Consider the following 25,795-nt stretch of genomic DNA (forward strand, 5'->3'; position numbering starts at 1 on the left):
TGCGTCCGCAAGGAGCGTCGCAAGGGAGCGTGAGGGGCGCGGCAAGGCGCCGCTTCCCGATCCGATGGTTGCACAGCCGGCGTCCGCCGGCCCATTCAGTCCACAACATTCCAAAGATGGAGCGCACATGTCGGTCAAAAAACTGATTGTTTCTGCAATGCTGTCGGCATCTATTCTGACGGCGGCGGTTCCCGTCGCCATGGCGGCGGAGCTGCCGGACTTCGCCCAGATCGTCGAGGCCGAGGGCAAGGCAGTGGTCAATATCAGCACCACTTCCACGATCAAAGAGACGGTTTCAGGCCTGCCGGAAGGCATGGAGGGGGATCCGTTCTTCGAGTTCTTCCGCCGCTTCGCGCCGCCGCAGCAGCGCGAGCACCAGGAGAGCTCGCTGGGTTCGGGCTTCATCATCTCGAAGGACGGTTACGTGCTGACCAATGCCCACGTGGTGGCCCGCGCGGACAAGATCACGGTCAAACTGAACGACAAGCGGGAATTCCAGGCGCGGGTGATTGGTTCCGACGCCCGCTCCGACGTGGCCTTGCTCAAGATCGACGCCCAGAACCTGCCGGTGGTGCGGATGGGCGATGCGAAGAGCCTGAAGGTCGGGCAGTGGGTGCTGGCCATCGGCTCGCCGTTCGGTTTTGAAAATACGGCTACCTCCGGCATCGTTTCCGGCAAGAACCGCATGCTGCCGGACGAGAGCGCCGTGCAGTTCATCCAGACCGACGCGGCGGTGAATCCCGGCAACTCCGGCGGCCCGCTGTTCAACTTGAATGGCGAAGTGGTCGGCGTCAACTCGCAGATCTACAGCCGTTCCGGCGGCTTCATGGGCATTTCCTTCGCCATTCCCATCGACACCGCGATGAATGTGGCCGACCAGCTGAAGACCAAGGGCAAGGTGACCCGCAGCCGCATCGGCGTGGTGGTGCAGGAGCTGAGCAAGGAACTGGCCGCGTCCTTCGGACTGGCCAAGCCCAGCGGCGTGTTGATCAACGCGCTCGATCCCAAGGGGCCGGCGCAGAAGGCAGGTTTGAAGGCTGGCGACATCGTGCTGCGCATCAACGGCCAGACGATAGAGAACGGCGGCGACATGCAGCGCCTGATCAGCGACCTGCCGCCGGGCAAGGCCATTTCGCTGGATGTCTGGCGCAGCCGCGCGCAGGCCAGCATCCGCGTGGTGCCGGACGAACTGGTGGAAGAGGATGCCCGGGTCGCCAAGCGCGAGTACCGCAAGCCGGGCGCGGAGAGCGAGCAGAGCCTAGCCCAGATCGGCCTGCGTCTGCAGGAGCTGAGTCCGGTTCAGCTGCAGCGCGCCGGCATCGACTACGGCCTGCTGGTGCGCGGCGCCAATGGCGCCGCGCTGCGTGCCGGCATTCAGCAGGGCGACATCATCGTCGGCATCGGCAGCGATCCGCTGAAGAGCTTCGCCCAGCTGAAGGGCGCGCTGGCCCAGGCGAAGAAGGGCGGCGCGGTCGCCTTGCAGGTGATGCGCCAGGGCGTGACGATGTTCGTGCCGCTGACCGTGGATGAAGCCAAGTGAAACTGACGCTTTATTTCCGCGAGTACTGCAGCCTGTGCCATCAGATGCTGGCCGAGCTCGGCCCCTGGCGCGAGCGCCACGGCTTCGAGCTCGAGGTGGTGGATGTCGACGCCGATCCGGCGCTGGAGGCCCGCTTCAACGAGCTGGTGCCGGTACTGATGGATGGCGAGACCGAAATCTGCCATTGGCATCTGGACGGCGCGAGATTGGCTGCACATTTGGGCGAAATCGGCTAAAATCCGCGCCAGTGTGAGTAAAACCGGGGGCGCGCTGGTCGCGCCCCCGCTTGCTGATCGGCTTCCGGCCGCCGTCTGATCCGCAGGGATCCCCCGGAAGGGCTATCCGTCAGCAGCCCCGGGCACGCTAGCGTGCCCTTATCTTTTGCTGGAAACCGATGAAGAACATCCGAAATTTTTCGATCATTGCCCATATCGACCACGGTAAATCGACCCTGGCCGACCGCTTCATTCAGTTCTGCGGTGGTTTGGAATTGCGCGAGATGAGCGCCCAGGTGCTTGACTCCATGGACATCGAGAAGGAGCGCGGCATCACCATCAAGGCGCAGACCGCCGCCTTGACCTACAAGGCCCGCGATGGCCAGGTGTACAACCTCAACCTGATCGACACCCCGGGACACGTGGACTTCAGCTATGAAGTGTCGCGCTCGCTGTCCGCCTGCGAAGGCGCGCTGCTGGTGGTGGACGCCTCGCAGGGCGTGGAAGCCCAGACCGTTGCCAACTGCTACACCGCCATCGAGCTGGGCGTGGAAGTGGTGCCGGTGCTGAACAAGATCGACCTGCCGGCCGCCGATCCCGAGCGCATTTCGCAGGAGATCGAGGACATCATCGGCATCGAGGCCATCGAAGCGGTGCGCGCCTCGGCCAAGTCCGGCATCGGCATCGAAGACATCCTGGAAGAAGTGGTCAGCAAGATCCCGGCGCCGAAAGGCGACCCGGATGGCCCGCTGAAGGCGCTGATCGTCGACTCCTGGTTCGACAACTACGTCGGCGTGGTGATGCTGGTGCGCGTGATCGACGGCTCGCTGAAGCCGAAGGACAAGATCAAGTTCATGGCCACCGGCGCCGAGCACCTGTGCGAGCAGGTGGGCGTGTTCACGCCCAAGTCGGTTCAGCGCCAGAGCCTGAACGCGGGCGAGGTGGGTTTCGTCATCGCCGGCATCAAGGAATTGAAATCGGCCAAAGTGGGCGACACCATCACCCTGGTGTCCAAGCCGGCCGCCGAGGCGCTGCCGGGCTTCAAGGACGTGCAGTCGCAGGTGTTCGCCGGCCTGTACCCGGTGGAAAGCCACGATTACGAAGCGCTGCGCGACGCGCTGGAAAAACTGCAGCTGAACGACGCCTCGCTGAAGTACGAGCCGGAAGTGTCGCAGGCGCTGGGCTTTGGCTTCCGTTGCGGCTTCCTCGGCCTCCTGCACCTGGAGATCGTCCAGGAGCGCCTGGAGCGCGAGTTCGACATGGACCTGATCACCACCGCCCCCACGGTGAATTACGAAGTGGTGATGCGGGACGGCACGGTGGAAGTGGTGTCCAACCCGTCTCGCATGCCGGACTCCGGCAAGTACGAAGACCTGCGCGAACCCATCATCACCTCCACCATCCTGGTGCCGCAGGACTATGTGGGCGCGGTGATGACGCTGTGCAACCAGAAGCGCGGCGTGCAGCGCAATATGCAATACATGGGCCGGCAGGTGATGCTCACCTACGATCTGCCGATGAACGAAGTGGTGATGGACTTCTTCGACAAGCTGAAGTCCACCAGCCGCGGCTACGCCTCGCTGGATTATGAGTTCAAGGAATTCCAGAGCGCCGATCTGGTCAAGCTGGACGTGCTGGTCAATGGCGAGAAGGTCGACGCGCTGAGCCTGATCGTCCACCGCGCTTCCAGCGTCTACCGCGGCCGCGAGCTGGTGTCCAAGATGCGCGAGCTGATTCCGCGCCAGATGTTCGACATCGCGGTGCAGGCGGCCATCGGCGGCCACATCATCGCCCGTGAAACGGTGAAGGCGCTGCGCAAGAACGTGCTGGCCAAGTGCTACGGCGGCGACATCACCCGTAAGAAAAAGCTGCTGGAAAAACAAAAGGCCGGCAAGAAGCGGATGAAGCAGGTCGGCAACGTGGAAATCCCGCAAGAGGCTTTCCTGGCGATTCTTCAAGTAGGGGACAAATAAGTGGGCGCAAACTTGTTCTGGGTGTTCTCGGCCGCGGTCGTGGTCGGCGTGTTGCTGATTTTGCTGGGCGGCAAGAAGCAGGAAGGCGCCAAGGATTGGCCGCAATCGGTGCAGTGGGGCTATCTGGCCCTGGTGATCGGCGGCTTCGGCCTGCTGTCCGACTACATGAGCTTCACCGCGGTGATGCTGGTGTTCGTCGTGATCACCGGCGTGGTGTGGGCGCTGGACAAGTGGATGCTGGCCAGGAAGCGCGCCGCCAGCGGCGCGCAACCCGGCCATTTCGTCGATTATTCGCGCGGTTTCTTCCCGGTGATCCTGGTGGTGTTCGTGCTGCGCTCCTTCCTGGTGGAGCCGTTCCAGATTCCGTCCAGCTCGATGCGGCCGGGCCTGGTGGTCGGCGATTTCATCCTGGTGAACAAGTTTACCTACGGCGTCCGCGTGCCGGTGCTGAACAACGTGCTGGTGCCGGTCAGCAAGGTCAATCACGGCGACGTGGTGGTGTTCAACTATCCGCCCAACCCCAAGGTGAATTACATCAAGCGCGTGATCGGCCTGCCGGGCGACACCGTCGAGTACCGCAACAAGCGCCTGACCGTCAACGGCAAGCAGGTGACCGATGTCGCCGACGGCACTTACGACTACATCGAGCAAGGCCTGGCCCAGATCACCGCGCAGCGTTTCCGGGAAAACCAGGGCGGCAAGTCCTACCATGTATTGAACAATGTCGAAGCGCCGGTGGTGGCGCTGAGCCAGGTGCAGGACTTTCCCTACCGCGACAATTGCCGCTACGATGACGACGGTTTCGTCTGCAAGGTGCCGCAGGGCAATTACTTCATGATGGGCGACAACCGCGACAACAGCTCCGACGGCCGCTATTGGGGCTTCGTCGACGACAAGCTGATGGTGGGCAAGGCCTTCATGATCTGGATGAACTTCACCCAGTTGTCGCGCATCGGCACCCGGATACAGTAAAAACAATCAGGCCAAGAGAGGCCATGACCTGGAGAAACGCATGAAGAAGCAGCAAGGCTTGTCGGTAATTGCGATTTTGTTGGTCCTGGCCCTCGTCGGCGCCGGATTGATGCTGGTGTTCAAGATCGTGCCGGTCTACACCGAGTACGGTGATGTCAAGAACGCGCTGACGGCCCTGTCCACCGAGACCAATGTCGGCGAGCAGACGCTGCGGCAGGAGTTCGATGGCAAGGCCAACGTCTCCGGAGTCACTTCCGTCAAGGGAGAGAATCTGATGGTGGTGGCCGGAGCCGGCAGCAATTATCTGCGCGCGAAGTATCAGCGCGAGGTGCCGCTGTTCGGCAATGTCAGTCTGCTTTTCCATTTCGATACCCAGGCGGGTCAACCGCCTGCGCAATAACCATACCGTGACCCAGATAGACAATCGATTCCGGCGCCTGTCCCAGGCGCTGGATTACGCATTTCAAAAACCGGAACTGCTGCGCCAGGCGCTGACGCACCGCAGCTTCAACAGCACGAACAACGAGCGCTTCGAATTCGTCGGCGACAGCATCCTCAATTACACCGTGGCCCGCATGCTGTATGACCAGTTTCCGCAGCTGACCGAGGGCGAACTGTCCCGTCTGCGCGCCAACCTGGTCAACCAGAACACGCTGGCGGAAATCGCCCTGGAACTAGCGCTCGGCGATTACCTGTACCTGGGCGAGGGCGAGCTCAAGAGCGGCGGATTCAACCGTCCGTCCATCCTGGCCGACGCGCTGGAAGCCACTTTCGCCGCCGTTAGCTTCGACGCTGACTTCGCAGCCGCCGAGCAGGTGGTGCGCCGCTTGTACAGCCAGCGCGTCGCCAACATCGACACCACGCGCCAGGCCAAGGACGCCAAGACCCGCTTGCAGGAAGCGCTGCAGGCGCGCAAGCTGGCGCTGCCCAAGTATCGCATCCTGTCGCAGAGCGGCGAGGCCCACGAACAATGGTTCAAGGTGGAGTGCGATCTGGGCGAGCTGGCCCTGATTTCCACCGGCGACGGCGGCAGCCGCCGCGCCGCCGAACAGCAGGCCGCCGAAGCGGCATTGGTCCTGCTGGAACAGAAACTCGCCGCAGGCAAGAAAAAATCATGACCGATACTCCCCAATTCCACTGCGGCTTCGTCGCCATCGTCGGCCGTCCCAACGTGGGCAAATCCACGTTGATGAACCATCTGATCGGCCAGAAGATCAGCATCACCTCGAAGAAATCGCAGACCACGCGCCACCGCGTCACCGGCATCCATACCGAGGACACGGCGCAGTTCGTGTTCGTCGACACGCCGGGTTTCCAGACCTATCACAAGGGCGCGCTGAACGAGGCCTTGAACAAGAGCGTCAAGGACTCGCTCGGCAGCGTCGACTGCGTGCTGTTCCTGCTGGAGGCGATGCGCTTCACTTCCGCCGACAAGGAAGTGATGGCGCTGCTGCCCAAGAAGACTCCGGTCATCCTGGTGGTGAACAAGCTGGACAAGGCCAAGGACAAGCTGACCTTGCAAGCCTTCATAGACGAAGTGACTGCCGAATTCGAATTCGCCGGCGTCGAAGTGGTCAGCGCCAAGCATGGCCAGCGCCTTGCCGAACTGTTGGACCAGGTGCGCCCACACCTGCCGGAATCGATGCCCCTCTATCCGGAGGACATGGTCACCGACAAGAACGAGCGCTTCCTGGCCGCTGAGATCGTCCGCGAAAAGCTGTTCCGCTACCTGGGCGAAGAGCTGCCGTACGAAATGAACGTGGAAGTGGAAATGTTCGAGATGGACGGCGCGCTGCGCCGCATCCACATTGCGGTGTTGGTCGACAAGGAACACCAGAAGCCCATCGTGATCGGCAAGGCCGGCGAGAAGCTGAAGAAAATTTCCACCGAGGCGCGCCTCGACATGGAAAAACTGTTCGACGGCAAGGTGTTCCTGCAGGTCTGGGTGAAAGTGAAATCCGGCTGGGCCGACGATGTCCGCTTCCTGCGCGAGTTCGGTTTGAACTGATGACGGTATTGGATAGGCCGCCGGCGCAGGATTGCTGGGCGGCGAACCTTTCCGGCGACAGCGCGGCGGCAGAGCTGTCGCGCTGCGCGCTGAGGCTGGCGGAAAGCCAGCCGGGCTGCCTGGGCGTGACTGCGGAAGACCGGGTCACGTATTGGGACAGCGTGGAGGCCATCGCCGCCTGGCGCGCCCGGGTGGAGCTGCTGGCCCGCCAACGGCTGGGGCGCGGCGGCGAGACCGTTTCCATCCAGGTGAGCCGGCGGGGCGTGACGGCATGAGCCAGCCGGGCAGAGTGGACAAGCAGCCGGGTTATATTCTGCATACCCAGCCGTATCGCGAGACCAGCCTGCTGCTGGAAGTGTTGACCCGCGACCATGGCCGTTTCAGCTTGGTGGCGCGCAGCGCGCGCCGGCCCCGCTCCGATCTGCGCGGGGTGCTGCTGCCGTTTCAGCCCTTGACCTTGTCGTGGTTCGGCAAGGGCGAGTTGCGCACGCTGCACGCGGCGGACTGGGACGGCGGGGTGCGGCAGCTGACCGGGCTGCCGTTGGTCTGCGGCTTTTATTTGAACGAATTGATGATGAAGCTCACGGCGCGGGACGATCCCGAACCGCGGGCTTTTTCCGTTTATGACCGGGCGGTGCGGGAGCTGGCCGGCGCCGCGCCGTTGTCGACGGCCTTGCGCCGCTACGAGCTCAAGCTTGCCCAGGTGCTGGGCTATGCGCCGGCGCTCGGCCGCGACAGCCGTGGCGAGGCCATCGCCGCCGATCGCCATTATCTGTGCCGCGACGCGGCGATGCCGGAGCCGGACGAGCATCCGGAACTGGCGCCGGTCGGCCGCGCGGTCAGGTTGCCGGGCGAGGCCTTGCTGGCGATAGACGCCGACGACTACGCCCAGCCGGATACCCGCGGCCACGCGCGCCAGCTCAGCCGGGTATGGTTGTCCGCGCTGCTGGGCGATGAGCCGCTGGCGTCGCGCCAATTATTGCAGGCCATCCAGTCCCTTTCGGACTGATGGCGGATAGACAAGGGGGATGAAAATGATTTTGTTGGGCGTAAACATCGATCACGTCGCCACGCTGCGCCAAGCGCGCGGCACCCGCTACCCGAGCCCGGTGGAGGCCGCGCTGGTGGCTGAATCCAGCGGCGCGGACCTGATCACGCTGCATCTGCGCGAAGATCGCCGCCACATCCAGGACGCGGACGTGAAAGCCATGCGTCCGGTGCTGAAGACCCGGATGAACCTGGAAATGGCGATGACGCCGGAGATGCTGGCGCATGCGCTGGAAGTTGCCCCGGAAGACGTATGCCTGGTGCCGGAAAAGCGCGAGGAAGTCACCACCGAGGGCGGCCTGGACGTGCGTGGCCACTACGCCGACGTCAAGCATTACACCGGCAAGCTGGCCAAGGCCGGCATCCGCGTGTCCATCTTCATCGATCCCGACCGCGAGCAGATCCAGAAGGCCTACGACGCCGGCGCGCGCGTGATCGAACTGCACACCGGCGCCTACGCCGACGCGGCGCACGCCAGGGAGCGCGAGGCCGAGCTGGTCCGCATCCGCGCCGCCGCCGAATTCGGCGCCAGCCTCGGCATGGTGGTCAACGCCGGCCACGGCCTCAACTACCATAATGTGAAGCCCATCGCGGCCATCCCGCAGATCGCCGAGCTGAACATCGGCCACGCCATCGTCGCCCACGCGCTGTTCGTCGGCTTCCCGCAGGCGGTGCGCGAGATGAAGGCGCTGATGGAAAGCGCGCGCGTCCGCTGATGCCCACCGTCGTCACCCACGCGCTGGCCGGCGCCACCTTGGTTGCCCTGGCCAGCCGCAAGCCAGTTTCCACGCCCGACATGTTGCCGTGGCTGGCGTTGTGCGGCGCGGCCGCGATGCTGCCGGACCTGGACGTGGTCACCTTCAAGCTGGGCATTCCCTACGCCAGCCCATGGGGGCACCGCGGCTTTTCGCATTCGCTGGCGGCCGCGGCGGTCTGCGCCGGCTTGCTGGCCTGGCTGTGCCGCCCGCTGTGGCTGCGGGTGGGCCTGAGCGCCGCGTCGGCGGCGTCGTTGCTGTTTTTGTCGGTGGCTTCGCACGCGGCGCTGGACATGATCTGCGACGCCAGCTTCGGCCCGGCGCTGTTCATGCCCTGGTCCGATCATCGCTACCTCAGCGGCTGGAAACCGATAGAAGGCGCTCCGATCGGCCTGAAACGCTGGTTCGGCCCCAAGGGCGAGCGAGTGGTTCAGACCGAATTCGTCTATGTCTGGCTGCCCTGCATGGCGCTGTGGGCGGGACGATGGCTATCGTTGCGCCGGGCCGGCGAGGCGTGCGCATGATTTACGGCATCGGCACCGACTTGGTGGAAATCGCCCGGATGGAGGCTTGGTGCCGGCGTTGGGGCGATAAGGCGGGGCGGCGGCTGCTGACCGCAGCCGAGCAGGCCGAGTTCGCCGCCCATGCCGAGCCGGCGCGATTTTTGGCCAAGCGTTTCGCTGCCAAGGAGGCTTTCGCCAAGGCGCTGGGCACTGGCGTGGTGGCGCCGGCCTTGCTGACGGCGATAGGCGTCGGCCATGATGAGCTGGGCAAGCCCTTGTTGGTCTTGTCGGACGAACTGGCGGCTTTCATCGCCGCGCGCGGCGTCGCGCGCATGCATCTATCCATCAGCGACGAACGCAGCCACGCGCTGGCCTTCGTCGTGCTTGAATCTTAGGGCGAAGGCCGCCGCCCGCGCGCGACAGGCGCGGGAACGGTTGGCGCTCCGCGCTTGTCTTTGCAATACCCGGGGCGGCTATGCGCGCCCCGCAATGGTCGAGGATGAAACCATGACCCAAACGACTTTGAATCTTCCGCGCGGCCCGGTGATGGTGGACGTCGCAGGCTTCTCGTTGACCGAGGCGGAACGCGCCCGGCTGTCCCATCCGCTGGTGGGCGGCATCATTCTGTTCCGCCGCAATTTCCAGAACATCGATCAGCTACGCGCGTTGACCGCCGAAATCCGCGCCTTGCGCTCGCCGCATCTGTTGATCGCGGTCGACCACGAAGGCGGCCGCGTCCAGCGTTTCCTGGACGGTTTCACCCGCCTGCCGCCGATGAGTGTGCTGGGAGAGGCCTGGGACCGGGATCAGGAGGAGGCGCGCAAGCTGGCTGAAACGGTGGGGTATGTGCTGGCCGCCGAATTGTCGGCCTGCGGCATCGACCTATCCTTCACCCCGGTGCTGGATCTGGACTGGGAGCGCTGCGCCGTGATCGGCAACCGCTCCTTCCACCGCGATCCGGAAGCGGTGGCCGAGCTGGCCGAGGCGCTGCAGCAGGGCCTGGGCCGCGGCGGCATGATGAGCTGCGGCAAGCATTACCCCGGCCACGGCTATGTGGAGGGCGACAGCCACCACCTGATGCCGCAGGACGACCGCAGCCTGGCCCAGATCGAACAGGACGATCTGGTGCCGTTCGCCCGGCTGGCCGACGCCGGCATGGGCGCGGTGATGCCGGCGCACGTGTTGTATCCCTCAGTGGACAGCCAACCGGCCGGCTTCTCCAAGGTGTGGCTGACCGACATCCTGCGCGGCAAGATCGGCTTCGACGGCGTGATCTTCTCCGACGCGCTGGACATGGCCGGCGCGGCTGGCGCGGGCACCTACGTGCAGCGCGCCGACGCGGCGCTGGCGGCTGGCTGCGACATGGTGCTGGTCTGCAATCAGCCGGAAGAGGCCGACACGATGCTGGCGGCGCTGCTTCCGCCGCCGCAGCCCAAGCTGGCCGAACGCCTGGAGCGCATGGCGGGCAAGAGCCGCGCCGAGGATTGGCAGCTGCTGATCGCCACGCCTGACTTCGCCGCCGCCCAGGCTGTGGTGAAGCAATTGGCGATGCCCAAGGACGCGCTGGCCGGCCCGCAGGTAGGCGAGGCGCACTGAGGTGCTGCCCGCCAGCTTGCGGGAGCTCGACGCCATCCGCGACCAGTGCCGGGCGATGGTCAACGGCCGCGCGGCGCTGTCCGCCGGCGCGTCGGCTTTGCCGGCTCCCGGCGTCGACATCGCCGCCGACGTCGCCATCCTGTTGCAGCTGATTCCGGCGATCAATCAGCGCTTCGGCGTGGCGCCGGAGCAGATCGCCGGTTACGACGCGGCGCGCAAGCAGATGTTGTATCAGCTGATCCGCCGCGCCGGCAGCGCGCTGTTGGGGCTGGAAGTCACCCGCACGCTGTTGGCGGCGGTGGCCAGGCGCGCAGCCGGCCGCTGGGCCGGCAAGCAGGCGCTGAAACTGGTGCCGGTGCTAGGCTGGGCAGCCAATGCGGCGATAGGCTTCACCGCGATGCGCTATGTCGGCAACAGCCATATCGATGATTGCTACGCTGTCTGCCGGCGCATGCTGGAGCAGGGGGCGAGCGATGGATCGCGCTGAGCTGGAGCGCTTGGCTGGCGAGTACATTGCGGACATGACCAGCATTCGCGGGCGGCGGGTATTTCGGCTGATCATGCGCGAACTGGTTGGTTTTGACCACGTGGTTTCCTGTCCGTCGGCGGCGGGCGCGGCGATGCTGCTGGCTCTGGGCGAGGGTGGATGCATCGCCTGTTGCCGCAGCAATGGCAAGGGCGAGCGGGTGGAGATCGTATTTGTGGAACGTGATGGCGCCGTCGCGCGCCGCGCTTACAATCTGTTCAAGGACAGCCTGCCCGAAATCGATTGCCAATCCTTTACCATCGAGGATTTGGAAAATGGCAGTCTGGTAGCCAGGGCGCGGCCGCCGGCGGATTGGAATGGCTGGCGCGGGCTGTTGCCCGAGCGCTTACGGCGCTGTCTGATTGAAGAGGAGTGATGTCCATGTCGGTTGGCGCGCTGATCATCGGCGACGAACTGCTGTCCGGCAAACGCCAGGACAAGCATATGCAGGCCTTGATCCGCATTCTGGCCGCGCGCGGCATGAAGCTGGCCTGGGCGGAATATCTGGGCGACGATCCCGCCCGCATCGAAGCGGCCTTGCGCCGCGCCTTCGCCGGCGGCGACCTGGTGTTCAGCTTCGGCGGCATCGGCGCCACGCCGGACGACCATACCCGGGCCTGCGCCGCCCGCGCGCTGGGCGCGCCGCTGGAGCTGCATCCGGAGGCCAAGGCGCTGATCGAGGGGCGTTTCGGCGCCGACGCCTACCCGCACCGCATCCTGATGGGCCATTTTCCGCAAGGCGCCGCCATCATCCCCAATCCGGTCAACCAGATCGCCGGCTTCTCCTGCGGCAGCGTCCATTTTTTGCCCGGTTTTCCCAGCATGGCCTGGCCGATGGCGGAGTGGGTGCTGGATACTCATTGCCGCCATCTGTTCAACGATCAGCCGGATGTCGAGCAATCCTGCATCGCGATCAAGGCCCGCGAGGGAGACCTGATCGGCCTGATGCAGGACTTCACCATCCGCTATCCGGCCCTGAGACTGTCCTGCCTGCCCAATTTCGGCAGCGAGGAGATTCCTGAGATGCACATCGAATTCGGCTTCGCCGGCCAGCCAGCGTTGGTGGAGATCGCCATCGACGAATGGGTGAAGGCGTTGCAGGCGCGGGGCTATGAAGTGAGGGCCAACAATCCGCAAGCGGAGAACTAACGCCCAAAATTCATTTCGAATTCCGATGCAGATATACTGGCGGCCCAGGCCGAAAACAGCCCGCGGGAACTGGAAACGGTTCACGCGGCTTGTTGTTTGGGCTGACAGGATCGATATCCGGCGCGATTTGCAGGCTGTATTGCGAACCTTCTTGAGCGTGGCCGGGTCCGATCTGAACATCCATCGTTCTTTAAAGAGAAAATACATGAGCGCCATCCTCTATCGCGCCGCGCGTCCGGAAGACGTGCCGGCCTGCGTCGTCATCCGCGGGCAGACCCGTGAAAACGCCATTTCGGAAGCCAGGTTGAACGAGGTGGGCATCACCCGGGAGAGCTGGGCGCAAAGCGTGCGCGCGGACGAGTTGCCCGGCGTGGTGGCGGAGAGGAATGGCCGCATCGTCGGCTATTGCTTCGGCGACGCGGCGAGCGGCGAGATCGTGGTGCTGGCCCTGCTGCCGGATTTTGAAGGCATTGGCGTGGGCAAGGCCCTTTTGGCGCAGGTAATGGCCATCTTGCGTGATGCCGGTCATCGGCGGCTGTTTCTGGGCTGCAACAGCGATCCGGCGGTGCGTTCCCATGGTTTTTACCGCTATCTCGGTTGGGTTTCCACCGGCCAGGTCGACAAATACGGGGATGAGATGCTGGAGTATGTCTTTCCCGCCGCAGCGGTCTGACTGCTGCGCGCCTCAGCCTCACATTTGCTTGCAAGTTGATTGAAAGCCTCCGGCGCGGCCATGGCAGAATCGTTTCATTCGCCACGCGGGAGATCATTATGCGCGCTTCATGGTTGGCTGCGGCGGGGTGGTTTGCCCTGATGCATTGGCCCGTCGCGGCCTGCACCTTGTGGGGAGCGGCGGGCGCGGCCAGCGTGGATGGCACTTTGCTGGCCAAGAACCGTGACTGGAAGCCGGACCATGTGCAGTCGTTGCGGCTGCGCCATCCGGAGCATGGCTACGCCTATCTGGGCCTGTACGCCGACAATGGCCGCGAGCCGGGCATCAAGGCCGGCGTCAATGAGAAGGGGCTGGCGGTGGTTGGCGCCGAGGCCAGCAGCCTGCCGCGCGAACTGCGGGCCGACAGCGCGCGCCATGGCGTTTTGACGCGGCTGCTGCGCGATTACGGCTCGCTGGACGAGGTGGCCGCCGCCGCGGACAAGCTGTTTCCGCAAACGCGCCCGGTGTTTCTGCTGCTGGCCGACGCCGGCGGCCTGATGCAGGTGGAAATCGGCCAGAATGGGCGCTACCAGCTCAGCCGCCAGCGAAATGGCACGCTGGCGCACACCAACCATTATTCCAATCTGTCCTTGCTGGACGGGGCGCAGAAAATCGGCCCCAGCAGCCAGGCTCGGCTCGCCCGCATCCGGCTTTTGCTGGATCAGCGCCCGTCGCATGCGCTCGCGGAGTTCGAGCGATTGAGCCGGGACCATCATGACGGCCCGGATAACAGCCTGTGGCGAGACGGCCGCGAGCATACGCTGGCCGGTTGGCAGATGGCGCTGCCGGCGGGCGCGGCGCCCAGGCTGCATCTGGTGCTGGCCAATCCGGGAGAGCAAATGCTGGAGCGGGATTACGTGCTGGACGCGGCGTTTTGGTCGCAGCCGGCGCGAACGCTGCTGCCGTAATACAAACGGCGTTTTGCTGGCCGGTCCTGAGCAAAGGCTGGGTCAGCGCGCCGGCGTACAGTTGGGGCCTTCCCATTTGCCGTCCATATTGAGTGTTACGCCGGGATCCTGCATCCGGCAGTCCGGAAGTTTGGGTTTGCTCTCGGCAGGGATAACGATGACGGTGGCGGCTGGCGCGGCGGCGGGCTGGGTGGCGGGGTGAGACATGTTCTGCATGTTCGCCCGCATGTCCTGATCGCGCTTGTCCGCCTGCTTCATCATGCAGTTGGCGTAAGTGTCGGTGCCTGGGTGAAAACCGTAGCCGGAGCAGGTGCGCTGATCCATCGCGTGGATTTCCTCCGGGCTGGCGCAGGCGGTCAAGGCGGCGGCGCCGATGGCGGCGGCGATCAGTAGCGGCAGGGTTTTCATCGCTTCATTTCTCCCAGGTGGGGGCGGATGCCCGATATGCGCGCCTCTCCGGCGGCGTCTTACTATCTATAGAACTTTTCTCAAGATCGATGCCGCGCGAACATGATTCCGCTTGCGGACGGTATTTTCAATTGGCATAATCCTCCTTCGTTCCCAATAGCCAAAAGGAGAATCCAATGAGCCGCGATACCCAATTTCAAGGGCATGCCGTTTGAACCGTCGCCCCGGTCGTTTCATTTCCCGATAGTTTCCCTGTTGTAAGCGGCGCCGCTCGGCGGCCGTTCCCCGGCATGTTCCTCACACCGCATCCGCGCGGTGGCTAAGCCTGTCCATCAGGCGCGTTTTCCCCCATCCATTTCCGAATGCTTGATCGAGCCTGGCTACGCCCGGCGGCGTTGGCTTGCGAGCGTTCATGGGAGTTTCAATGCTGAATTTCGATTTTCCGCGTCTGGCCGCCATCGGCCTGACGCCGGTATTGCTGCAACAGGCGCTGGCCAAGGCCGGCGACGAAGCGTGGCAACTGGCGCGCGTATGCCGCGTGCAGCGCGACTGCGCGTGGGTGCATGATGGCGATGACGAGCATCTGGCCCATGCCTTGCCCGGCGTCCACGCCGAGCTGGCGGTGGGCGATTGGGCGTTGTGCCAGCCGCGGCAGCATGAGCCCTGGCGCTTGCTTGAGCGTCTGGAGCCATTCAACCAGCTGGTCCGCGTCAACGACGAAGGCGCGCGGCAGGCGTACGCCAGCAATGTCGATACCGCCTTGCTGGTGATGGGGCTGGACGGCGATTACAACCCCAGACGGCTGGAGCGCTATCTGGGCCTGGCCGCCGCGGCGGGCGTGACGCCGGTGGTGGCGCTGAGCAAGGCCGATCTGTGTCCGGACGCGGAAGCCAGGCTGGCCGAGCTGGAGCAGCGGTTGCGGCCCCTGCCGCCCATTCTGCTGCTGAACGGCACCGATCCGGCCTGCCGCGACGTTTTGCGGCCCTGGTTGGGCGCGGGCCAGACGCTGGTGCTGCTGGGCTCGTCCGGCGCCGGCAAATCCACGCTCAGCAATACCTTGCTGGGCGAGGAGGCGCAGGCGGTGGGCGGGGTGAGGGCGGACGACAGCCGCGGCCGCCATACCACCACCGCGCGCACGCTGCTGAAGTGCCCGGACGGCGCCTGCATCATCGACACGCCGGGCGTGCGCACGCTGCAGGCCCCGCCGGACGCCGGCGCGCTGGCCGGCAGCTTCGCCGACATCGAGGAATTGGCCGGCCGCTGCCAGTTTCGCGACTGCAGCCACCGAGAGGAGCCGGGCTGCGCGGTGAGGGCTGGCGTGGATGGAGATCGGCTGCGCAACTACCACAAGCTGCGGCGCGAGATGGAGCGCCACGAGCAGACGGCGCTGCAGCTCCAGCAGCAGCGGCGGGAGTGGAAGGTCCGCAACAAGGCGGCGCGGCAGCGTTAGCAGGCCGCTGTGAAAACGCCCCGCTGGGCGGGGCGTTCGATTGGGCGCGAAGGGCGCTTAGGGCTGGACCGGCACCGGCTGGCTTTGCGCGCTCTTCACCGCGCGCGGCGGCGCGTTTTTCACGTACTTGTCGAACCAGTTGAGCATCTCGTACACCAGCTGCTCGTTCGATTCGCGGGCCGCGTACCAGTGCGGCTCATGCGGCAGCATCACCAGGCGGGCGGTGCCGCCGTTGCCGCGGATCGCCTCGTAGAACTTGCTGGCCTGCAACGGCGTGGTGCCGGGGTTGGCGTCGTCGCTGCCGTGCATGATCAGGATAGGCGTCTTCAGCTTGTCGGCGTAGAAGAAGGTGGACACCTTGCGGTAGACGTCCGGCGCCTCCCATACCGAGCGTCGCTCGCTCTGGAAGCCGAACGGCGTCAGCGTCTTGTTGTACGAGCCGCTGGTGGCCGCGCCGGCGCGGAACAGGTCGGTGTGCGCCAGCAGGTTGGCCGTCATCAGCGCGCCGTGGCTGTGGCCGGTGACCGCCACGCGGTTCGGATCGACCACGCCGAGCTTCACCGCCTCATTCACCGCCGCTTCGGCGTCCATCTTCAGCTGGTCCAGATAGCTGTCGTAGGCGGCCTTGGGGTTGCCCACAACTGGGAACGACGCCTGGTCGATGACGGCGTAGCCGGCCAGCAGCAGGTATTTGTATTGGTAGAGGCGGGTGAAGGTTTGCTGCGAGCCGCTGATCTGGCCGGCGCTGGCCGCGTCGGCGTAGTCCAGCGGGTAGGCGTTGAGGATGGCGGGCACGCGGGTGCCTTCCTGGTAGCCTGGCGGGGTGTACAGCGTGAACGACAAGTCGAGGCCGTCGGCGCGCTTGTATTTCACCAGCCGCTTCTTGATCTGGCGCAGCTCCGGCGTCGGGTCGATGATATGGGTGACGGCGGTTTCGGTAGAGGCGAAGGCGGCTTCGCCCTTGTCGGCGCTGATTGGCGCGCCCAGCTTGCGCAAGAAGGCGTTCGGCGCCTCGGCCGGTGTCTGGCGCCAGGTGAGGAAGCTGCCGCTGCCCTTGGCCGATAGGCCGATGAAGCGCTCGTAGGCGGACTTGTCGCTGCGGAACAGGCGTTGGCTGTCGCCGGTCTTCAGGTTCAGTTTGTCGAGGAAGGGCCGGTTGCCCTGCGGCGACGCGCCGCCGCCGGACAGGTAGATGGCGTCGCCGTCCAGCTGGATCACCCGTTCTCCGCTGGGCAGGGCGCGGCGCACCGGGTTGCCCGGATCGGCGTATTTGTCGTCGTAGGACAGGTCCCACAACAGCTTGCCGGCTTGCTGCGGCTGATCGACGTTGACGACGCGGGTTTGACGCCAGTGCTTGTTCAGATCGACCTCGCTGACCAGCGCGGTGTCGGCGCGCTCGGTCCAGTCCAGGCCGGCGAAGCGCTGCGCGGTGCGCAGGATTTCAACCGGCGGCGCGGCGAACGGTGCCTTCTGCATCATTACCTTGTCGCGGGCCGGCACGGTGTTTTTCCAGTCGCCGCCGTCCAGCGCCTCGGCCCACAGCAGCGTGGCCGGCTCGGTGGCGCGCCAGAAGAAGTCGCGCGGACCCAGCGGCTCGCCGTGCACCGGCACGCGGTCGGCCAGCGGCAGCGAGGCGATGGCGTGGACGGCCACGCGGCCGGGGTTGGCGATGTTCCAGACATCCACCTGATGCGGGAAGCGTTCGTAGGTGGTGACGTAGGAATAGGGTTTGCGCACGCTGGACACCAGGATGTGCTTGCCGTCCGGCGCCGGGCCCACGCTGTCGTAGATGGCCGGTTGGCCCAGCGGCGTCGCCTTGCCGCTGGCCGCGTCCACCAGCATTAGCTGCGACGCGCCGTAGTAGTCGAACAAGGCCTCGTCGTGAGGGCTGGACAGCGTGTCGCGGGTTTCATAGGTGCTGCTTTCGCCTTGGCCGCCGCCGCTGTCCTGCACGCTGGGGCCGTCTTGCGTCCTGGCCTGAGTCGGGGCCGCGCCCAGCTTGGCCGGCACGGCCTTGACCAACAGGGTCTTCTGATCCGGCATCCATTGCAGTTCGTCGTTCAGCATCGGGTTGAGGCGGATGCCGGGAATCTTGCGGATCTTGCCGCTGGCGGCGTCGCCCACCCATACCTCGACGGCGTCCTTGGCGGTGTTGGCGAAGGCGAAACGCTTGCCGTCGGCGGACCAGAGCGGCGCGTCCGGGCAGGCACCGGCCGGCAGCGCGATAGCCGTCTCTTTGCCGCCGGGGACGCTCACCAGCTTGAAGCTTTCGGCGCAGGGGGCGATGCCATAGCCGCCCGGGGTGTCGTGCTTGCTGCGGTTGGCCGGTTCGATCCGGGTGCCGGCCAGCTTCAGGTAAGGCGCGGCCACGCGGGCGATGGACGGATATTCCTGCCAGGCGACCAGCAGCATATTGTCCTTGGTCGGGCTGAGGCTGGGGCCGGGCAGCGAGGGCGCGCGCATCACCTTGAGGATGTTGGCCGGCGGTTGCTGGTAGCCGGCGGCGAAAGCGGTGGAGGGCAGCAGCGCGCAGGCCGCCAGCGTGGCGGCGGCGATGCCCTTCAGGGCGTGCGGTTGAGACATATTCATCCTTGTTGCCGTTTGATCTGTAAGGCCAGACGGGAGGCCGCTTGCGCGGCCTCCCGTCTGAAAGACATGATGACAAATCTATCACATGTCATATGTTTTGTGCCGACCGTCTTGACGCGTCTCAATCCACCGAATGGAAGTGTTTGACGATGCTGGAGAAGTCCAGCTTGCCGTTGCCCTGGTGCACGTGTTCTTCGTACAGATTGCGCGCCAGCGCGCCCAGAGGATTGGCGGCGTGGCTCTGCAGCGCGGTTTCCTCGGCTAGGCCTAGGTCTTTCAACATCAGCTCGGACATGAAGCCGCCGGCGTAGCCGCGGCTGGCCGGCGTGTTGTCCATCACGCCGGGCCAGGGGTTGTACAGCTCGGTCGCCCAGTTGCGGCCGGAGCTTTTGCTGATGATCTCGGACAGCACTTTCGGGTCCAGGCCGTTCTTGACGCCCAGCGCCAGCGCCTCGGCGGTGCCGGCCATCAGGATGCCCAGCAGCATGTTGTTGCAGATCTTGGCGGTTTGGCCGGCGCCGGCGCCGCCTGCATGGAAGATATTCTTGCCCATCGCCTCCAGCGCCGGACGGGCGCGGGCCAGGTCTTCCGCCGCGCCGCCGACGATAAAGGTGAGGGTGCCGGCGGTCGCGCCGGCCGTGCCGCCGGATACCGGCGCATCCAGCATGGCCAAGCCTTTTTCCTGCGCGCCTTCCGCCACTTTGCGAGCGGTGCCGGCGTCTATGGTGCTGCAATCTATCACCAGCGTTCCCTTGGGCAGCCTGGCGAACAGGCCTTCATCGCCGAGGTAGAGCCCTTGCACATGCTTGCCGGCCGGCAGCATGGAAATCACCACGTGGGCGTCTTTCGCCGCGTTGGCGGCGCTGGACGCGGCCCGGCCGCCGGCGGCGGCCACCTTGGCCAGCGCATCGGCCGACAAATCGAAGGCGCTGACCTTGAAGCCCTTGTTCAGCAGATTGACGGCCATCGGCCCGCCCATATTGCCCAGGCCGATGAAGGCGATGTTTTCCATGCTGTTCTCCTTTGTATTGTTTGTATTGGATATTTCACCCAAGGTGTAACTTCGTGATTTATGTTTTCTTGGTTCTTTCGTGAGCTTGCAGCATCTCACTCATCATTTTTTGCAGCATTTCTTCAGTAAGCCCATAGTGGTGAGCTAGGGGTAATGTTATGGAATCAATCATCTTCATTGCAGAGCTGAGTTGACTTTGGATTGACTCCAATTCAGAGATCATTTCATCTCTTCCTTCCTCACTCATAAACTTAATTGCATGTTCAGAGAAGTAGGTGTGGGCAAGCCGGTTTCTCTGTTTAAGTGCTGTGGGCAATAGATCCTTAATCGCATTAGTGGGTTGGCCTGCATCTTTCATCTTTTGAATTAGCCGCCCCATGGATTTACCTAACTCTTGCGACTCGTATTTGTCGAACTCTTGCGCCCAATGATCCTGACTTTTAAAGAATTTAATATTTCTTGGAAAGAAATCAAAGAACATCAAATGAATAAAGATGGACTGCTCAAGGCATTGAGCCAAGTGCATTGCCAATCCAAAGTGTGCATATACATCTCTTATATGGTCACTTTTGTCCATCTTATATTCTTTATTTGATGTTTATTTTAACCCCGCCAACGGGTGGTCCGCCTCGCGCCACGGCGATTCGAAATGGCCGTCCACCCAGGCCTGGTCGATGTCCGCCAACTGCCGGCTCCAGCGCGGATTGCGGTCCTTGTCCACCAGCAGCGCGCGCACGCCCTCCGGGAAGTCGGAGCGGGCGCAGAAGTTGATCGACAGCGCCAGCTCCATCCGCAGCGCTTCGGCCAGCGACATGTGTTTGGAGCGGTTGAGGATTTCCCAGCTGACGGCGGCGGAGGTGGGGCTGCCATGGCGGAAGCTCTTGGCGGCGTCGGCCAGCCATGGGTCTTCGAATGCGGTTTCGTTCAGCGCGGCGGCGACGGCGGCGAGATCGCCGCGGTTCATCAGCCGGTGCACCGCCAGCAGGTTGCGTTCGACGTTGGACGCCGGCAGCGCATCGCCCAGCTGGCCCTCCAACTGGTTCAGCAGGGCGCTGACCAAGGCCGGGCGAGCATGGGCATCGTCGCCCCAGTTTGCCGCCTGCAAAGCTTCCAGCAGCGCCGGGTAGGCGTCGGCGGCCAGCACGTGGTCGGCCAGGTTGGCGATCAGCGCGTCGTGCGCGTTCAGCGGCGCGCCGGTCAGCGCCAGGAACAGACCCAGGTGGGCCGGCATCCGCTGCAGGAACCAGCTGCCGCCGACGTCCGGATAAAGACCGATGGTGATTTCCGGCATCGCGATGCGGGTGGCCGGGGTGGCCACGCGATGGCTGGCGCCCGCCATCAAGCCCAGGCCGCCGCCCATCACGATGCCGCCGCCCCAGACGATCAGCGGCTTCTTGTAGCGGTGGATGCGGTAGTCGAGCGTGTACTCTTCGGTGAAGAAGGCCACCGCGTGGGGGTTGGGATAGTGCGGTTCGCTGACCAGTTTTTCGCGCAGGCCGCGCACGTCGCCGCCGGCGCAGAAGGCGCGCTCGCCGGCGCCGCGCAGCACCACGGCGACGATGCCCTCGTCACGCTCCCAGATGGTGAGGCGGGCGTCCAGCAGCTGGATCATGTCCAGCGTCAGCGCGTTCAGCGATTTTTCGGCGTTGAGGGTGGCGATGGCGATGCGATGGCCGTCGCCGGTAGTCAGTTCGTCAAACAGCACCACGTCTTGCATGCGGGACCTCGTTCGGGAATGGTTGATGGTCAGGCGTTCTTCCAGTTCGGCGCGCGCTTTTCCAGAAAGGCGCGGGTGCCTTCGCCCTGGTCATGGGTGTCGAACAGCTTGATGAAGGCCTCGCGCTCCTTGATCAGGTTCCAGGCGGGCGGCTGCAGGCGGGCGGCTTGCACCAGCTGCTTGCACACGCCCACCGAGGACGGCGATTGCTTGGCCACGCCTTCTGCCAGCTTGAGCGCGGCATCCAGCGCCTCGCCTTTGGCCACCACCTGCTCGACCAGACCGATGCGCTCGGCGGTGGCGGCGTTGACGCGCTCGCCGCACAGAATCATGCGCTTGGCCCAGCCTTCGCCGACCAGCCACGGCAGGTTTTGGGTGCCGCCGGCGCAGGGCAGCAGGCCGACGCCGGCTTCCGGCAGCGCCATCTGCGCCTGCTCCTCGGCGATGCGGATGTCGCAGGCCAGCGCGCACTCCAGGCCGCCGCCCATCGCGTAGCCGTTGACGGCGGCGATGCTGACGCCGCGAAAAGCTGATAGCGCCTCGAAGGCTTCGCCGAACAGCATGGTCATCTCGGTGGCCACCTTCTTGTCGCCATCGGCGAACATGTTCAGGTCGGCGCCGGCCGAGAAGAACTTCTCGCCTTGGCCGGTTATCACCAGCGCGTAGATGTCGCGGTCGGCGTTGAGGTCTGCCACCAGTTGCTTCAGCGCGGACAGGCTGTCGCGGTTCCAGGTGTTGGCGGGTGGATTGTCTATCGTCACCACGGCGGTATGGCCGCGTTTCTCGACATTCAGGTGGGCGTAGCTGTTCATATTGGATGCCTTTATGAATTCTATTTCGAACCTAGCAAGGCTGGAAAAATCCAGCGAAGCGGCTGAGGCAAGGCGCGCCGGCGCAGGCAGTACATATCAGTACGGCAAGCCGGCGCAACGCAGCCTCAGGGATTTTGCCGGCCTTGCTCAGCGCAGCGTTTCCAGCGCGCCGTCTTGCAGCATCTTGCGGGCCACAATCATCCGCATCACTTCATTGGTGCCTTCCAGGATCTGGTGCACGCGCAGGTCGCGCACGTGGCGCTCCAGCGGGAAGTCCTGCAGATAGCCGTAGCCGCCGAACAGCTGCAGCGCGTTATTGGCGATATTGAAACTCAAATCGGTGGCCAGCCGCTTTGCCATCGCGCAATATGCGGTGGCGTCGGCGCTGCCGTTGTCCAGTTTCCAGGCCGCCAGGCGCACCATCTGGCGCGCGGCCACCAGCTCGGTCAGCATGTCGGCCAGACGGAACTGCACGGTTTGCAGCTCGGCCAGCGGGTGGCCGAATTGCTGGCGCTCCTGCACGTAGCGCTGCGCGGCGTTCAGCGCGGCCTGGGCGGTGCCGACGGCGCAGGTGGCGATGTTGATGCGGCCGCCGTCCAGTCCCTTCATGGCGAAGGCGAAGCCCTGGCCTTCCTCGCCCAGGCGGTTTTCCACCGGGATTTCGACGTTGTCGAAGGTGATGGCGCGGGTGGGCTGGCTATTCCAGCCCATCTTCTTTTCTTTCTTGCCATAGCTGACGCCGGGGGCGTCGGCCGGCACCACGAAGGCGGAGATGCCCTTGGGGCCGGGGCCGCCGGTGCGGGCCATCACCACCAGCACCTGGGTGCTGCCGGCGCCGGAGATGAACATCTTGCCGCCGTTCAGCACATAGACTTCGCCCTTTTTCTCGGCGCGGGTCTTCAGCGAGGCGGCGTCGGAGCCGGCGCCCGGCTCGGTCAGACAGTAGCTGCCCAGCGCCTCGCCGGTCACCATTTTCGGCACCCACTGTTCGGCCAGCTGCTTGCTGCCGAAGCTGGCGATCATCCAGCTGACCATATTGTGGATGGTCAGGTAGGCGGCGGTGGAGGTGCAGCCAGCAGCCAGCTCTTCAAACACGATGGCGGAGTCCAGCCGCGACAGGCCCAGGCCGCCGTAGGCTTCCGGCGTGTAAAGGCCGAGAAAGCCCATGTCGCCGCTTTTGCGGATCACGTCCAGCGGGAAGATGGATTCAGCGTCCCATTCGGCGGCGTGCGGGGCCAGCTCGCGCTCGGCGAAATCGCGCGCGCTTTGCTGGAAGGCGGTCTGGTCTTCGTTCAGTTCGAAATTCATTTACAACTCCTTATGCCACGAAATCCACGAAACACACGAAAGAGGGACATGGCGATCAACTGGCTTCGCAGGCGGCCGAATTGATTGTATTTTTCGTGCGGGTCCGTGGTTTTCGCGGCTATCCAAAACGATTTCAGCGCAGCGAGATGGTAGTGTGCACCTTGCCGCTGCTGGCCTCGTCATCGAACCAGCGGCTGGTGACGGTCTTGGTCTGGGTGTAGAAAGCCACCACCTGCTTGCCGTAAGGGCCCAGGTCGCCCAGCTTGGACGCGCGGCTGCCGGTGAAGCTGAACAGCGGCACCGGCACCGGGATTGGCACGTTGATGCCCACTTGGCCGACATCGATGTCTTCCTGGAACTTGCGCGCCGCCGCGCCGCTCTGGGTGAACACCGCGGTGCCGTTGCCGTTGGGGTTGGCGTTGATGATGGCGATGGCTTCGTCCAGCGTGTCGGCGGCCATCAGGCACAGCACCGGGCCGAAGACTTCCTGGTGGTAGATCGCCATCTCGGGCTTGACGCCGGAGAAGATGGTGGGGCCGACGAAGTTGCCGTTGTCGAAACCGGCGACTTTCACGCCGCGGCCGTCCAGCTCCAGCTTGGCGCCTTCCTCCACGCCGCGGGCGATCAGGCTCTTGACGCGATCCAGCGCGGCGCAGGAGATAACCGGGCCGAGGTCCGGATTGTCCTTGCCGGGGCCCACTTTCAGCCCCTTGGCCTTGGCCACCAGTTCCGGAATCCATTGCTGCGCCTCGCCCACCAGTACCGCCACGCTGAGCGCCATGCAGCGCTGGCCGGCGGCGCCGAAGGCCGCGCCGGTCAGCTGGTTCAGCGCCTGTTCCTTGTTGGCGTCCGCCAGCACGATGGCGTGGTTCTTGGCGCCCATCATGCACTGGGCGCGCTTGCCGGACAGGGTGGCGCGCTGGTAGACGTGGGTGCCCACCTTGGTGGAGCCGACGAAGGACACCGCCTTGATGTCGGTGTGGTCGCAGATGGCGTCGACGACCGACGCCGCGCCGTGTACCACGTTGAGCACGCCCTTGGGGATGCCGGCTTCCAGCGCCAGCTCCACCAGCCGCATCGTCACCATCGGGTCTTGCTCGGATGGCTTCAGCACGAAGGTATTGCCGGTGGCGATGGCCATCGGGAACATCCACAGCGGGATCATCGCCGGGAAGTTGAACGGGGTGATGCCGGCGCACACGCCCAAGGGTTGCTGCACGGTGTAGGTGTCGACGCCGCCGGCGACGTTTTCGGCGTATTCGCCCATCTGCAGCGTGCCGATGTTGGCGGCGTGCTCCACCACCTCCAGGCCGCGGAAGATGTCGCCCTCGGCGTCGGCCAGGGTCTTGCCCTGCTCGGCGGTGAGGATGGCGGCCAATTCCTTTATGTTTTCGCGGATCAGCTGCTGGTATTTCAGGAAGATGCGGGCGCGGGCGCCGATAGGCGTCTTCTTCCAGGTCTTGAACGCTTCCTTGGCGGCGGCGACGGCGGCGTTCACCTCGTCGGCGGTGGCCAGCGGCACGCGCGCCAGCACTTCCTGGGTGGCCGGATTGACGATGTCGCGCCATTCCGTGGTTTTGGATTCGACGAATTCGCCGCCTATCAACAGCTTGACGTTGGGTACCGACTGGCTCATGGCACTGCCTCCTCTATATTGTTCGGGCTGATGGCGCTGCTCAGTTGTAGCTGTAGAAACCCTTGCCGCTCTTGCGGCCCAGGTGTCCGGCCTGCACCAGCTGGACCAGCAGCGGGCAGGCGCGGTATTTGCTGTCGCGGAACTCGCGGTGCAGGATGTCCATGATGGACAGGCAGGTGTCCAGGCCGATCAGATCGGCCAGAGCCAGCGGGCCGATCGGGTGGTTCATGCCCAGCTTCATCACGGTGTCGATGTCCTCGGCCGTGGCCAGGTTTTCGTACAGCGCGAAGGCGGCTTCGTTGATCATCGGCATCAGCACGCGGTTGGAGACGAAGCCGGCTCCGTCCTTCACCGTCACCGGGGTTTTGCCCAGCGCCTGGGATAGATGGAATACGGTGTTGTAGGCTTCGTCGCCGGTCTGCAGCGCGCGGATGATCTCCACCAGCTGCATCAGCGGCACCGGGTTCATGAAATGCATGCCCACCACCCGTTCCGGATGGCTGACCCAGCTGGCGATGCGGGTGAGGGAGATGGATGAGGTATTGGACGCCAGCACGCACTTTTCGCCGACGGCGGCGTCCAGCTCGCGGAAGATCTTTTCCTTGATTTCGGCATTCTCGGTGGCGGCCTCGATCACCACATCGCAGCCGGCCAGGTCGGCCAGTTTGGTGGTGGAGCGAATGTGGGCGAGGATGCCGGGTATATTGGCCTCGGCGATCAACTCCTTCTTGGCCATCCGCTGCAGGCTGATGTTGATGTTGGCCGTGCCCTTGATCAGCGCGACGTCGCTGACATCGGCCAATACCACGTCGAAGCCCTTCATCGCGAAGACCTGGGCAATGCCGTTGCCCATTGTGCCCGCGCCCACCACGCCGATTTTCTGGCTCATCTGTTTCTCCTGGACTGTTTGCTCTACTTTTGATCACGATAACTTGACGTTTACGTCAACGTCAACAGAC

Annotated in this window: 28 protein-coding genes; 19 read left to right on the forward strand and 9 right to left on the reverse strand. The window is 64.5% G+C overall.

The genetic code is table 11. The features are described 5' to 3' along the window. Positions 1 to 127 precede the first annotated feature (127 nt). From VA599_RS00820 to VA599_RS00905, 18 genes are all read left to right on the forward strand, one after another. A complete protein-coding gene (locus tag VA599_RS00820; protein WP_346787354.1) occupies positions 128 to 1,540 on the forward strand; it encodes a DegQ family serine endoprotease in 1,413 nt (470 codons plus the stop codon). Beyond that, on the forward strand, positions 1,537 to 1,776 hold the full coding sequence (locus VA599_RS00825; RefSeq protein ID WP_021478032.1) for a glutaredoxin family protein: 240 nt from the start codon (positions 1,537 to 1,539) through the stop codon (positions 1,774 to 1,776). The genes VA599_RS00820 and VA599_RS00825 overlap by 4 nt, the downstream gene beginning before the upstream one ends. A gap of 158 nt (positions 1,777 to 1,934) precedes the next feature. Then, positions 1,935 to 3,728, forward strand: a complete 1,794-nt coding sequence (gene lepA / locus VA599_RS00830; protein WP_021478031.1) for a translation elongation factor 4 — start codon at positions 1,935 to 1,937, stop codon at positions 3,726 to 3,728. Then, a complete protein-coding gene (gene lepB / locus VA599_RS00835; RefSeq protein WP_346787355.1) occupies positions 3,729 to 4,700 on the forward strand; it encodes a signal peptidase I in 972 nt (323 codons plus the stop codon). 40 nt (positions 4,701 to 4,740) lie between these two features. Beyond that, the gene (locus VA599_RS00840; RefSeq protein WP_104947022.1) at positions 4,741 to 5,100 is read left to right on the forward strand and encodes a DUF4845 domain-containing protein; all 360 of its coding nucleotides are present in this window, start codon (positions 4,741 to 4,743) and stop codon (positions 5,098 to 5,100) included. 7 nt (positions 5,101 to 5,107) lie between these two features. Next, positions 5,108 to 5,818: a ribonuclease III gene (gene rnc / locus VA599_RS00845; RefSeq protein ID WP_051238483.1), complete on the forward strand. Its 711-nt coding sequence runs from the start codon at positions 5,108 to 5,110 to the stop codon at positions 5,816 to 5,818. Next, on the forward strand, positions 5,815 to 6,708 hold the full coding sequence (gene era / locus VA599_RS00850) for a GTPase Era (protein ID WP_021478027.1): 894 nt from the start codon (positions 5,815 to 5,817) through the stop codon (positions 6,706 to 6,708). The genes rnc and era overlap by 4 nt, the downstream gene beginning before the upstream one ends. Continuing rightward, the gene (locus VA599_RS00855) at positions 6,708 to 6,983 is read left to right on the forward strand and encodes an antibiotic biosynthesis monooxygenase family protein (protein WP_221666344.1); all 276 of its coding nucleotides are present in this window, start codon (positions 6,708 to 6,710) and stop codon (positions 6,981 to 6,983) included. Before era ends, VA599_RS00855 begins: the two co-directional genes overlap by 1 nt. Further along, positions 6,980 to 7,717: a DNA repair protein RecO gene (gene recO, locus VA599_RS00860; protein ID WP_021478025.1), complete on the forward strand. Its 738-nt coding sequence runs from the start codon at positions 6,980 to 6,982 to the stop codon at positions 7,715 to 7,717. Before VA599_RS00855 ends, recO begins: the two co-directional genes overlap by 4 nt. 25 nt (positions 7,718 to 7,742) lie before the next feature. Then, positions 7,743 to 8,471 carry a pyridoxine 5'-phosphate synthase gene (gene pdxJ / locus VA599_RS00865; protein ID WP_346787559.1) on the forward strand — a complete coding sequence of 243 codons (729 nt, stop codon included), beginning with the start codon at positions 7,743 to 7,745 and terminating at the stop codon, positions 8,469 to 8,471. After that, positions 8,471 to 9,034: a metal-dependent hydrolase gene (locus tag VA599_RS00870; RefSeq protein WP_346787356.1), complete on the forward strand. Its 564-nt coding sequence runs from the start codon at positions 8,471 to 8,473 to the stop codon at positions 9,032 to 9,034. Before pdxJ ends, VA599_RS00870 begins: the two co-directional genes overlap by 1 nt. Continuing rightward, the gene (gene acpS / locus VA599_RS00875; RefSeq protein ID WP_104947026.1) at positions 9,031 to 9,408 is read left to right on the forward strand and encodes a holo-ACP synthase; all 378 of its coding nucleotides are present in this window, start codon (positions 9,031 to 9,033) and stop codon (positions 9,406 to 9,408) included. Before VA599_RS00870 ends, acpS begins: the two co-directional genes overlap by 4 nt. A gap of 112 nt (positions 9,409 to 9,520) precedes the next feature. Further along, positions 9,521 to 10,609: a beta-N-acetylhexosaminidase gene (gene nagZ, locus VA599_RS00880; RefSeq protein WP_346787357.1), complete on the forward strand. Its 1,089-nt coding sequence runs from the start codon at positions 9,521 to 9,523 to the stop codon at positions 10,607 to 10,609. A gap of 1 nt (position 10,610) precedes the next feature. After that, positions 10,611 to 11,096, forward strand: a complete 486-nt coding sequence (locus VA599_RS00885; RefSeq protein ID WP_104947027.1) for a hypothetical protein — start codon at positions 10,611 to 10,613, stop codon at positions 11,094 to 11,096. Beyond that, complete coding sequence (locus tag VA599_RS00890) at positions 11,083 to 11,511, forward strand: hypothetical protein (protein WP_346787358.1); 429 nt, start codon at positions 11,083 to 11,085, stop codon at positions 11,509 to 11,511. Before VA599_RS00885 ends, VA599_RS00890 begins: the two co-directional genes overlap by 14 nt. Further along, a complete protein-coding gene (locus VA599_RS00895) occupies positions 11,511 to 12,284 on the forward strand; it encodes a competence/damage-inducible protein A (RefSeq protein WP_021478018.1) in 774 nt (257 codons plus the stop codon). The genes VA599_RS00890 and VA599_RS00895 overlap by 1 nt, the downstream gene beginning before the upstream one ends. A gap of 205 nt (positions 12,285 to 12,489) precedes the next feature. After that, positions 12,490 to 12,957, forward strand: a complete 468-nt coding sequence (locus VA599_RS00900; RefSeq protein WP_346787359.1) for a GNAT family N-acetyltransferase — start codon at positions 12,490 to 12,492, stop codon at positions 12,955 to 12,957. 140 nt (positions 12,958 to 13,097) lie between these two features. Further along, positions 13,098 to 13,904, forward strand: a complete 807-nt coding sequence (locus tag VA599_RS00905) for a carcinine hydrolase/isopenicillin-N N-acyltransferase family protein (protein WP_346787360.1) — start codon at positions 13,098 to 13,100, stop codon at positions 13,902 to 13,904. A gap of 42 nt (positions 13,905 to 13,946) precedes the next feature. Here the strand turns inward: VA599_RS00905 and VA599_RS00910 are convergent, their stop codons facing one another. After that, positions 13,947 to 14,312, reverse strand: a complete 366-nt coding sequence (locus VA599_RS00910) for a hypothetical protein (RefSeq protein ID WP_021478015.1) — start codon at positions 14,310 to 14,312, stop codon at positions 13,947 to 13,949. Positions 14,313 to 14,736: 424 nt separating this feature from the next. Here VA599_RS00910 and rsgA point away from each other — a divergent pair, with 424 nt between their 5' ends. Continuing rightward, positions 14,737 to 15,762, forward strand: a complete 1,026-nt coding sequence (gene rsgA / locus VA599_RS00915) for a ribosome small subunit-dependent GTPase A (protein WP_346787361.1) — start codon at positions 14,737 to 14,739, stop codon at positions 15,760 to 15,762. Between the two features lie 57 nt (positions 15,763 to 15,819). Here rsgA and VA599_RS00920 read toward each other — a convergent pair whose 3' ends face one another. The 8 genes from VA599_RS00920 to VA599_RS00955 all read right to left on the reverse strand — a co-directional run bounded on the left by VA599_RS00920 (position 15,820) and on the right by VA599_RS00955 (position 25,725). Beyond that, a complete protein-coding gene (locus VA599_RS00920) occupies positions 15,820 to 18,345 on the reverse strand; it encodes an alpha/beta hydrolase family protein (protein WP_346787362.1) in 2,526 nt (841 codons plus the stop codon). A gap of 127 nt (positions 18,346 to 18,472) precedes the next feature. Next, on the reverse strand, positions 18,473 to 19,396 hold the full coding sequence (gene mmsB, locus VA599_RS00925; protein WP_346787560.1) for a 3-hydroxyisobutyrate dehydrogenase: 924 nt from the start codon (positions 19,394 to 19,396) through the stop codon (positions 18,473 to 18,475). Between the two features lie 25 nt (positions 19,397 to 19,421). After that, on the reverse strand, positions 19,422 to 19,940 hold the full coding sequence (locus VA599_RS00930; RefSeq protein ID WP_346787363.1) for a hypothetical protein: 519 nt from the start codon (positions 19,938 to 19,940) through the stop codon (positions 19,422 to 19,424). A 21-nt stretch (positions 19,941 to 19,961) separates the two neighbouring features. Then, positions 19,962 to 21,080 (reverse strand): enoyl-CoA hydratase/isomerase family protein, encoded by a 1,119-nt coding sequence (locus tag VA599_RS00935; protein WP_346787364.1) that lies wholly within the window; start codon positions 21,078 to 21,080, stop codon positions 19,962 to 19,964. A 29-nt stretch (positions 21,081 to 21,109) separates the two neighbouring features. Further along, complete coding sequence (locus VA599_RS00940) at positions 21,110 to 21,892, reverse strand: enoyl-CoA hydratase (RefSeq protein ID WP_346787365.1); 783 nt, start codon at positions 21,890 to 21,892, stop codon at positions 21,110 to 21,112. A gap of 147 nt (positions 21,893 to 22,039) precedes the next feature. Beyond that, positions 22,040 to 23,200, reverse strand: a complete 1,161-nt coding sequence (locus tag VA599_RS00945; RefSeq protein WP_346787366.1) for an acyl-CoA dehydrogenase family protein — start codon at positions 23,198 to 23,200, stop codon at positions 22,040 to 22,042. A gap of 133 nt (positions 23,201 to 23,333) precedes the next feature. Continuing rightward, complete coding sequence (locus tag VA599_RS00950) at positions 23,334 to 24,836, reverse strand: CoA-acylating methylmalonate-semialdehyde dehydrogenase (RefSeq protein WP_346787367.1); 1,503 nt, start codon at positions 24,834 to 24,836, stop codon at positions 23,334 to 23,336. 40 nt (positions 24,837 to 24,876) lie between these two features. Continuing rightward, on the reverse strand, positions 24,877 to 25,725 hold the full coding sequence (locus VA599_RS00955) for a 3-hydroxybutyryl-CoA dehydrogenase (RefSeq protein ID WP_346787368.1): 849 nt from the start codon (positions 25,723 to 25,725) through the stop codon (positions 24,877 to 24,879). Positions 25,726 to 25,795 lie beyond the last annotated feature (70 nt).

This window comes from Chromobacterium indicum, assembly GCF_039708975.1.
In the GTDB taxonomy this organism is placed as follows: Bacteria; Pseudomonadota; Gammaproteobacteria; order Burkholderiales; family Chromobacteriaceae; genus Chromobacterium; species Chromobacterium piscinae.

Bases quoted from the DNA above. Each gene is read 5' to 3' on its own strand.
- VA599_RS00855 (WP_221666344.1), top strand. From the start codon at position 6,708: ATGACGGTATTGGATAGGCCGCCGGCGCAGGATTGCTGGGCGGCGAAC.
- VA599_RS00900 (WP_346787359.1), top strand. From the start codon at position 12,490: ATGAGCGCCATCCTCTATCGCGCCGCGCGTCCGGAAGACGTGCCGGCC.
- VA599_RS00935 (WP_346787364.1), bottom strand. From the start codon at position 21,080: ATGCAAGACGTGGTGCTGTTTGACGAACTGACTACCGGCGACGGCCAT.
- VA599_RS00920 (WP_346787362.1), bottom strand. From the start codon at position 18,345: ATGTCTCAACCGCACGCCCTGAAGGGCATCGCCGCCGCCACGCTGGCG.
- VA599_RS00910 (WP_021478015.1), bottom strand. From the start codon at position 14,312: ATGAAAACCCTGCCGCTACTGATCGCCGCCGCCATCGGCGCCGCCGCC.
- VA599_RS00930 (WP_346787363.1), bottom strand. From the start codon at position 19,940: ATGGACAAAAGTGACCATATAAGAGATGTATATGCACACTTTGGATTG.
- VA599_RS00905 (WP_346787360.1), top strand. From the start codon at position 13,098: ATGCATTGGCCCGTCGCGGCCTGCACCTTGTGGGGAGCGGCGGGCGCG.
- VA599_RS00955 (WP_346787368.1), bottom strand. From the start codon at position 25,725: ATGAGCCAGAAAATCGGCGTGGTGGGCGCGGGCACAATGGGCAACGGC.
- VA599_RS00890 (WP_346787358.1), top strand. From the start codon at position 11,083: ATGGATCGCGCTGAGCTGGAGCGCTTGGCTGGCGAGTACATTGCGGAC.
- era (WP_021478027.1), top strand. From the start codon at position 5,815: ATGACCGATACTCCCCAATTCCACTGCGGCTTCGTCGCCATCGTCGGC.
- VA599_RS00820 (WP_346787354.1), top strand. From the start codon at position 128: ATGTCGGTCAAAAAACTGATTGTTTCTGCAATGCTGTCGGCATCTATT.
- VA599_RS00950 (WP_346787367.1), bottom strand. From the start codon at position 24,836: ATGAGCCAGTCGGTACCCAACGTCAAGCTGTTGATAGGCGGCGAATTC.
- recO (WP_021478025.1), top strand. From the start codon at position 6,980: ATGAGCCAGCCGGGCAGAGTGGACAAGCAGCCGGGTTATATTCTGCAT.
- pdxJ (WP_346787559.1), top strand. From the start codon at position 7,743: ATGATTTTGTTGGGCGTAAACATCGATCACGTCGCCACGCTGCGCCAA.
- VA599_RS00940 (WP_346787365.1), bottom strand. From the start codon at position 21,892: ATGAACAGCTACGCCCACCTGAATGTCGAGAAACGCGGCCATACCGCC.
- lepA (WP_021478031.1), top strand. From the start codon at position 1,935: ATGAAGAACATCCGAAATTTTTCGATCATTGCCCATATCGACCACGGT.
- rsgA (WP_346787361.1), top strand. From the start codon at position 14,737: ATGCTGAATTTCGATTTTCCGCGTCTGGCCGCCATCGGCCTGACGCCG.
- acpS (WP_104947026.1), top strand. From the start codon at position 9,031: ATGATTTACGGCATCGGCACCGACTTGGTGGAAATCGCCCGGATGGAG.
- VA599_RS00840 (WP_104947022.1), top strand. From the start codon at position 4,741: ATGAAGAAGCAGCAAGGCTTGTCGGTAATTGCGATTTTGTTGGTCCTG.
- nagZ (WP_346787357.1), top strand. From the start codon at position 9,521: ATGACCCAAACGACTTTGAATCTTCCGCGCGGCCCGGTGATGGTGGAC.
- VA599_RS00895 (WP_021478018.1), top strand. From the start codon at position 11,511: ATGTCCATGTCGGTTGGCGCGCTGATCATCGGCGACGAACTGCTGTCC.
- VA599_RS00870 (WP_346787356.1), top strand. From the start codon at position 8,471: ATGCCCACCGTCGTCACCCACGCGCTGGCCGGCGCCACCTTGGTTGCC.
- VA599_RS00945 (WP_346787366.1), bottom strand. From the start codon at position 23,200: ATGAATTTCGAACTGAACGAAGACCAGACCGCCTTCCAGCAAAGCGCG.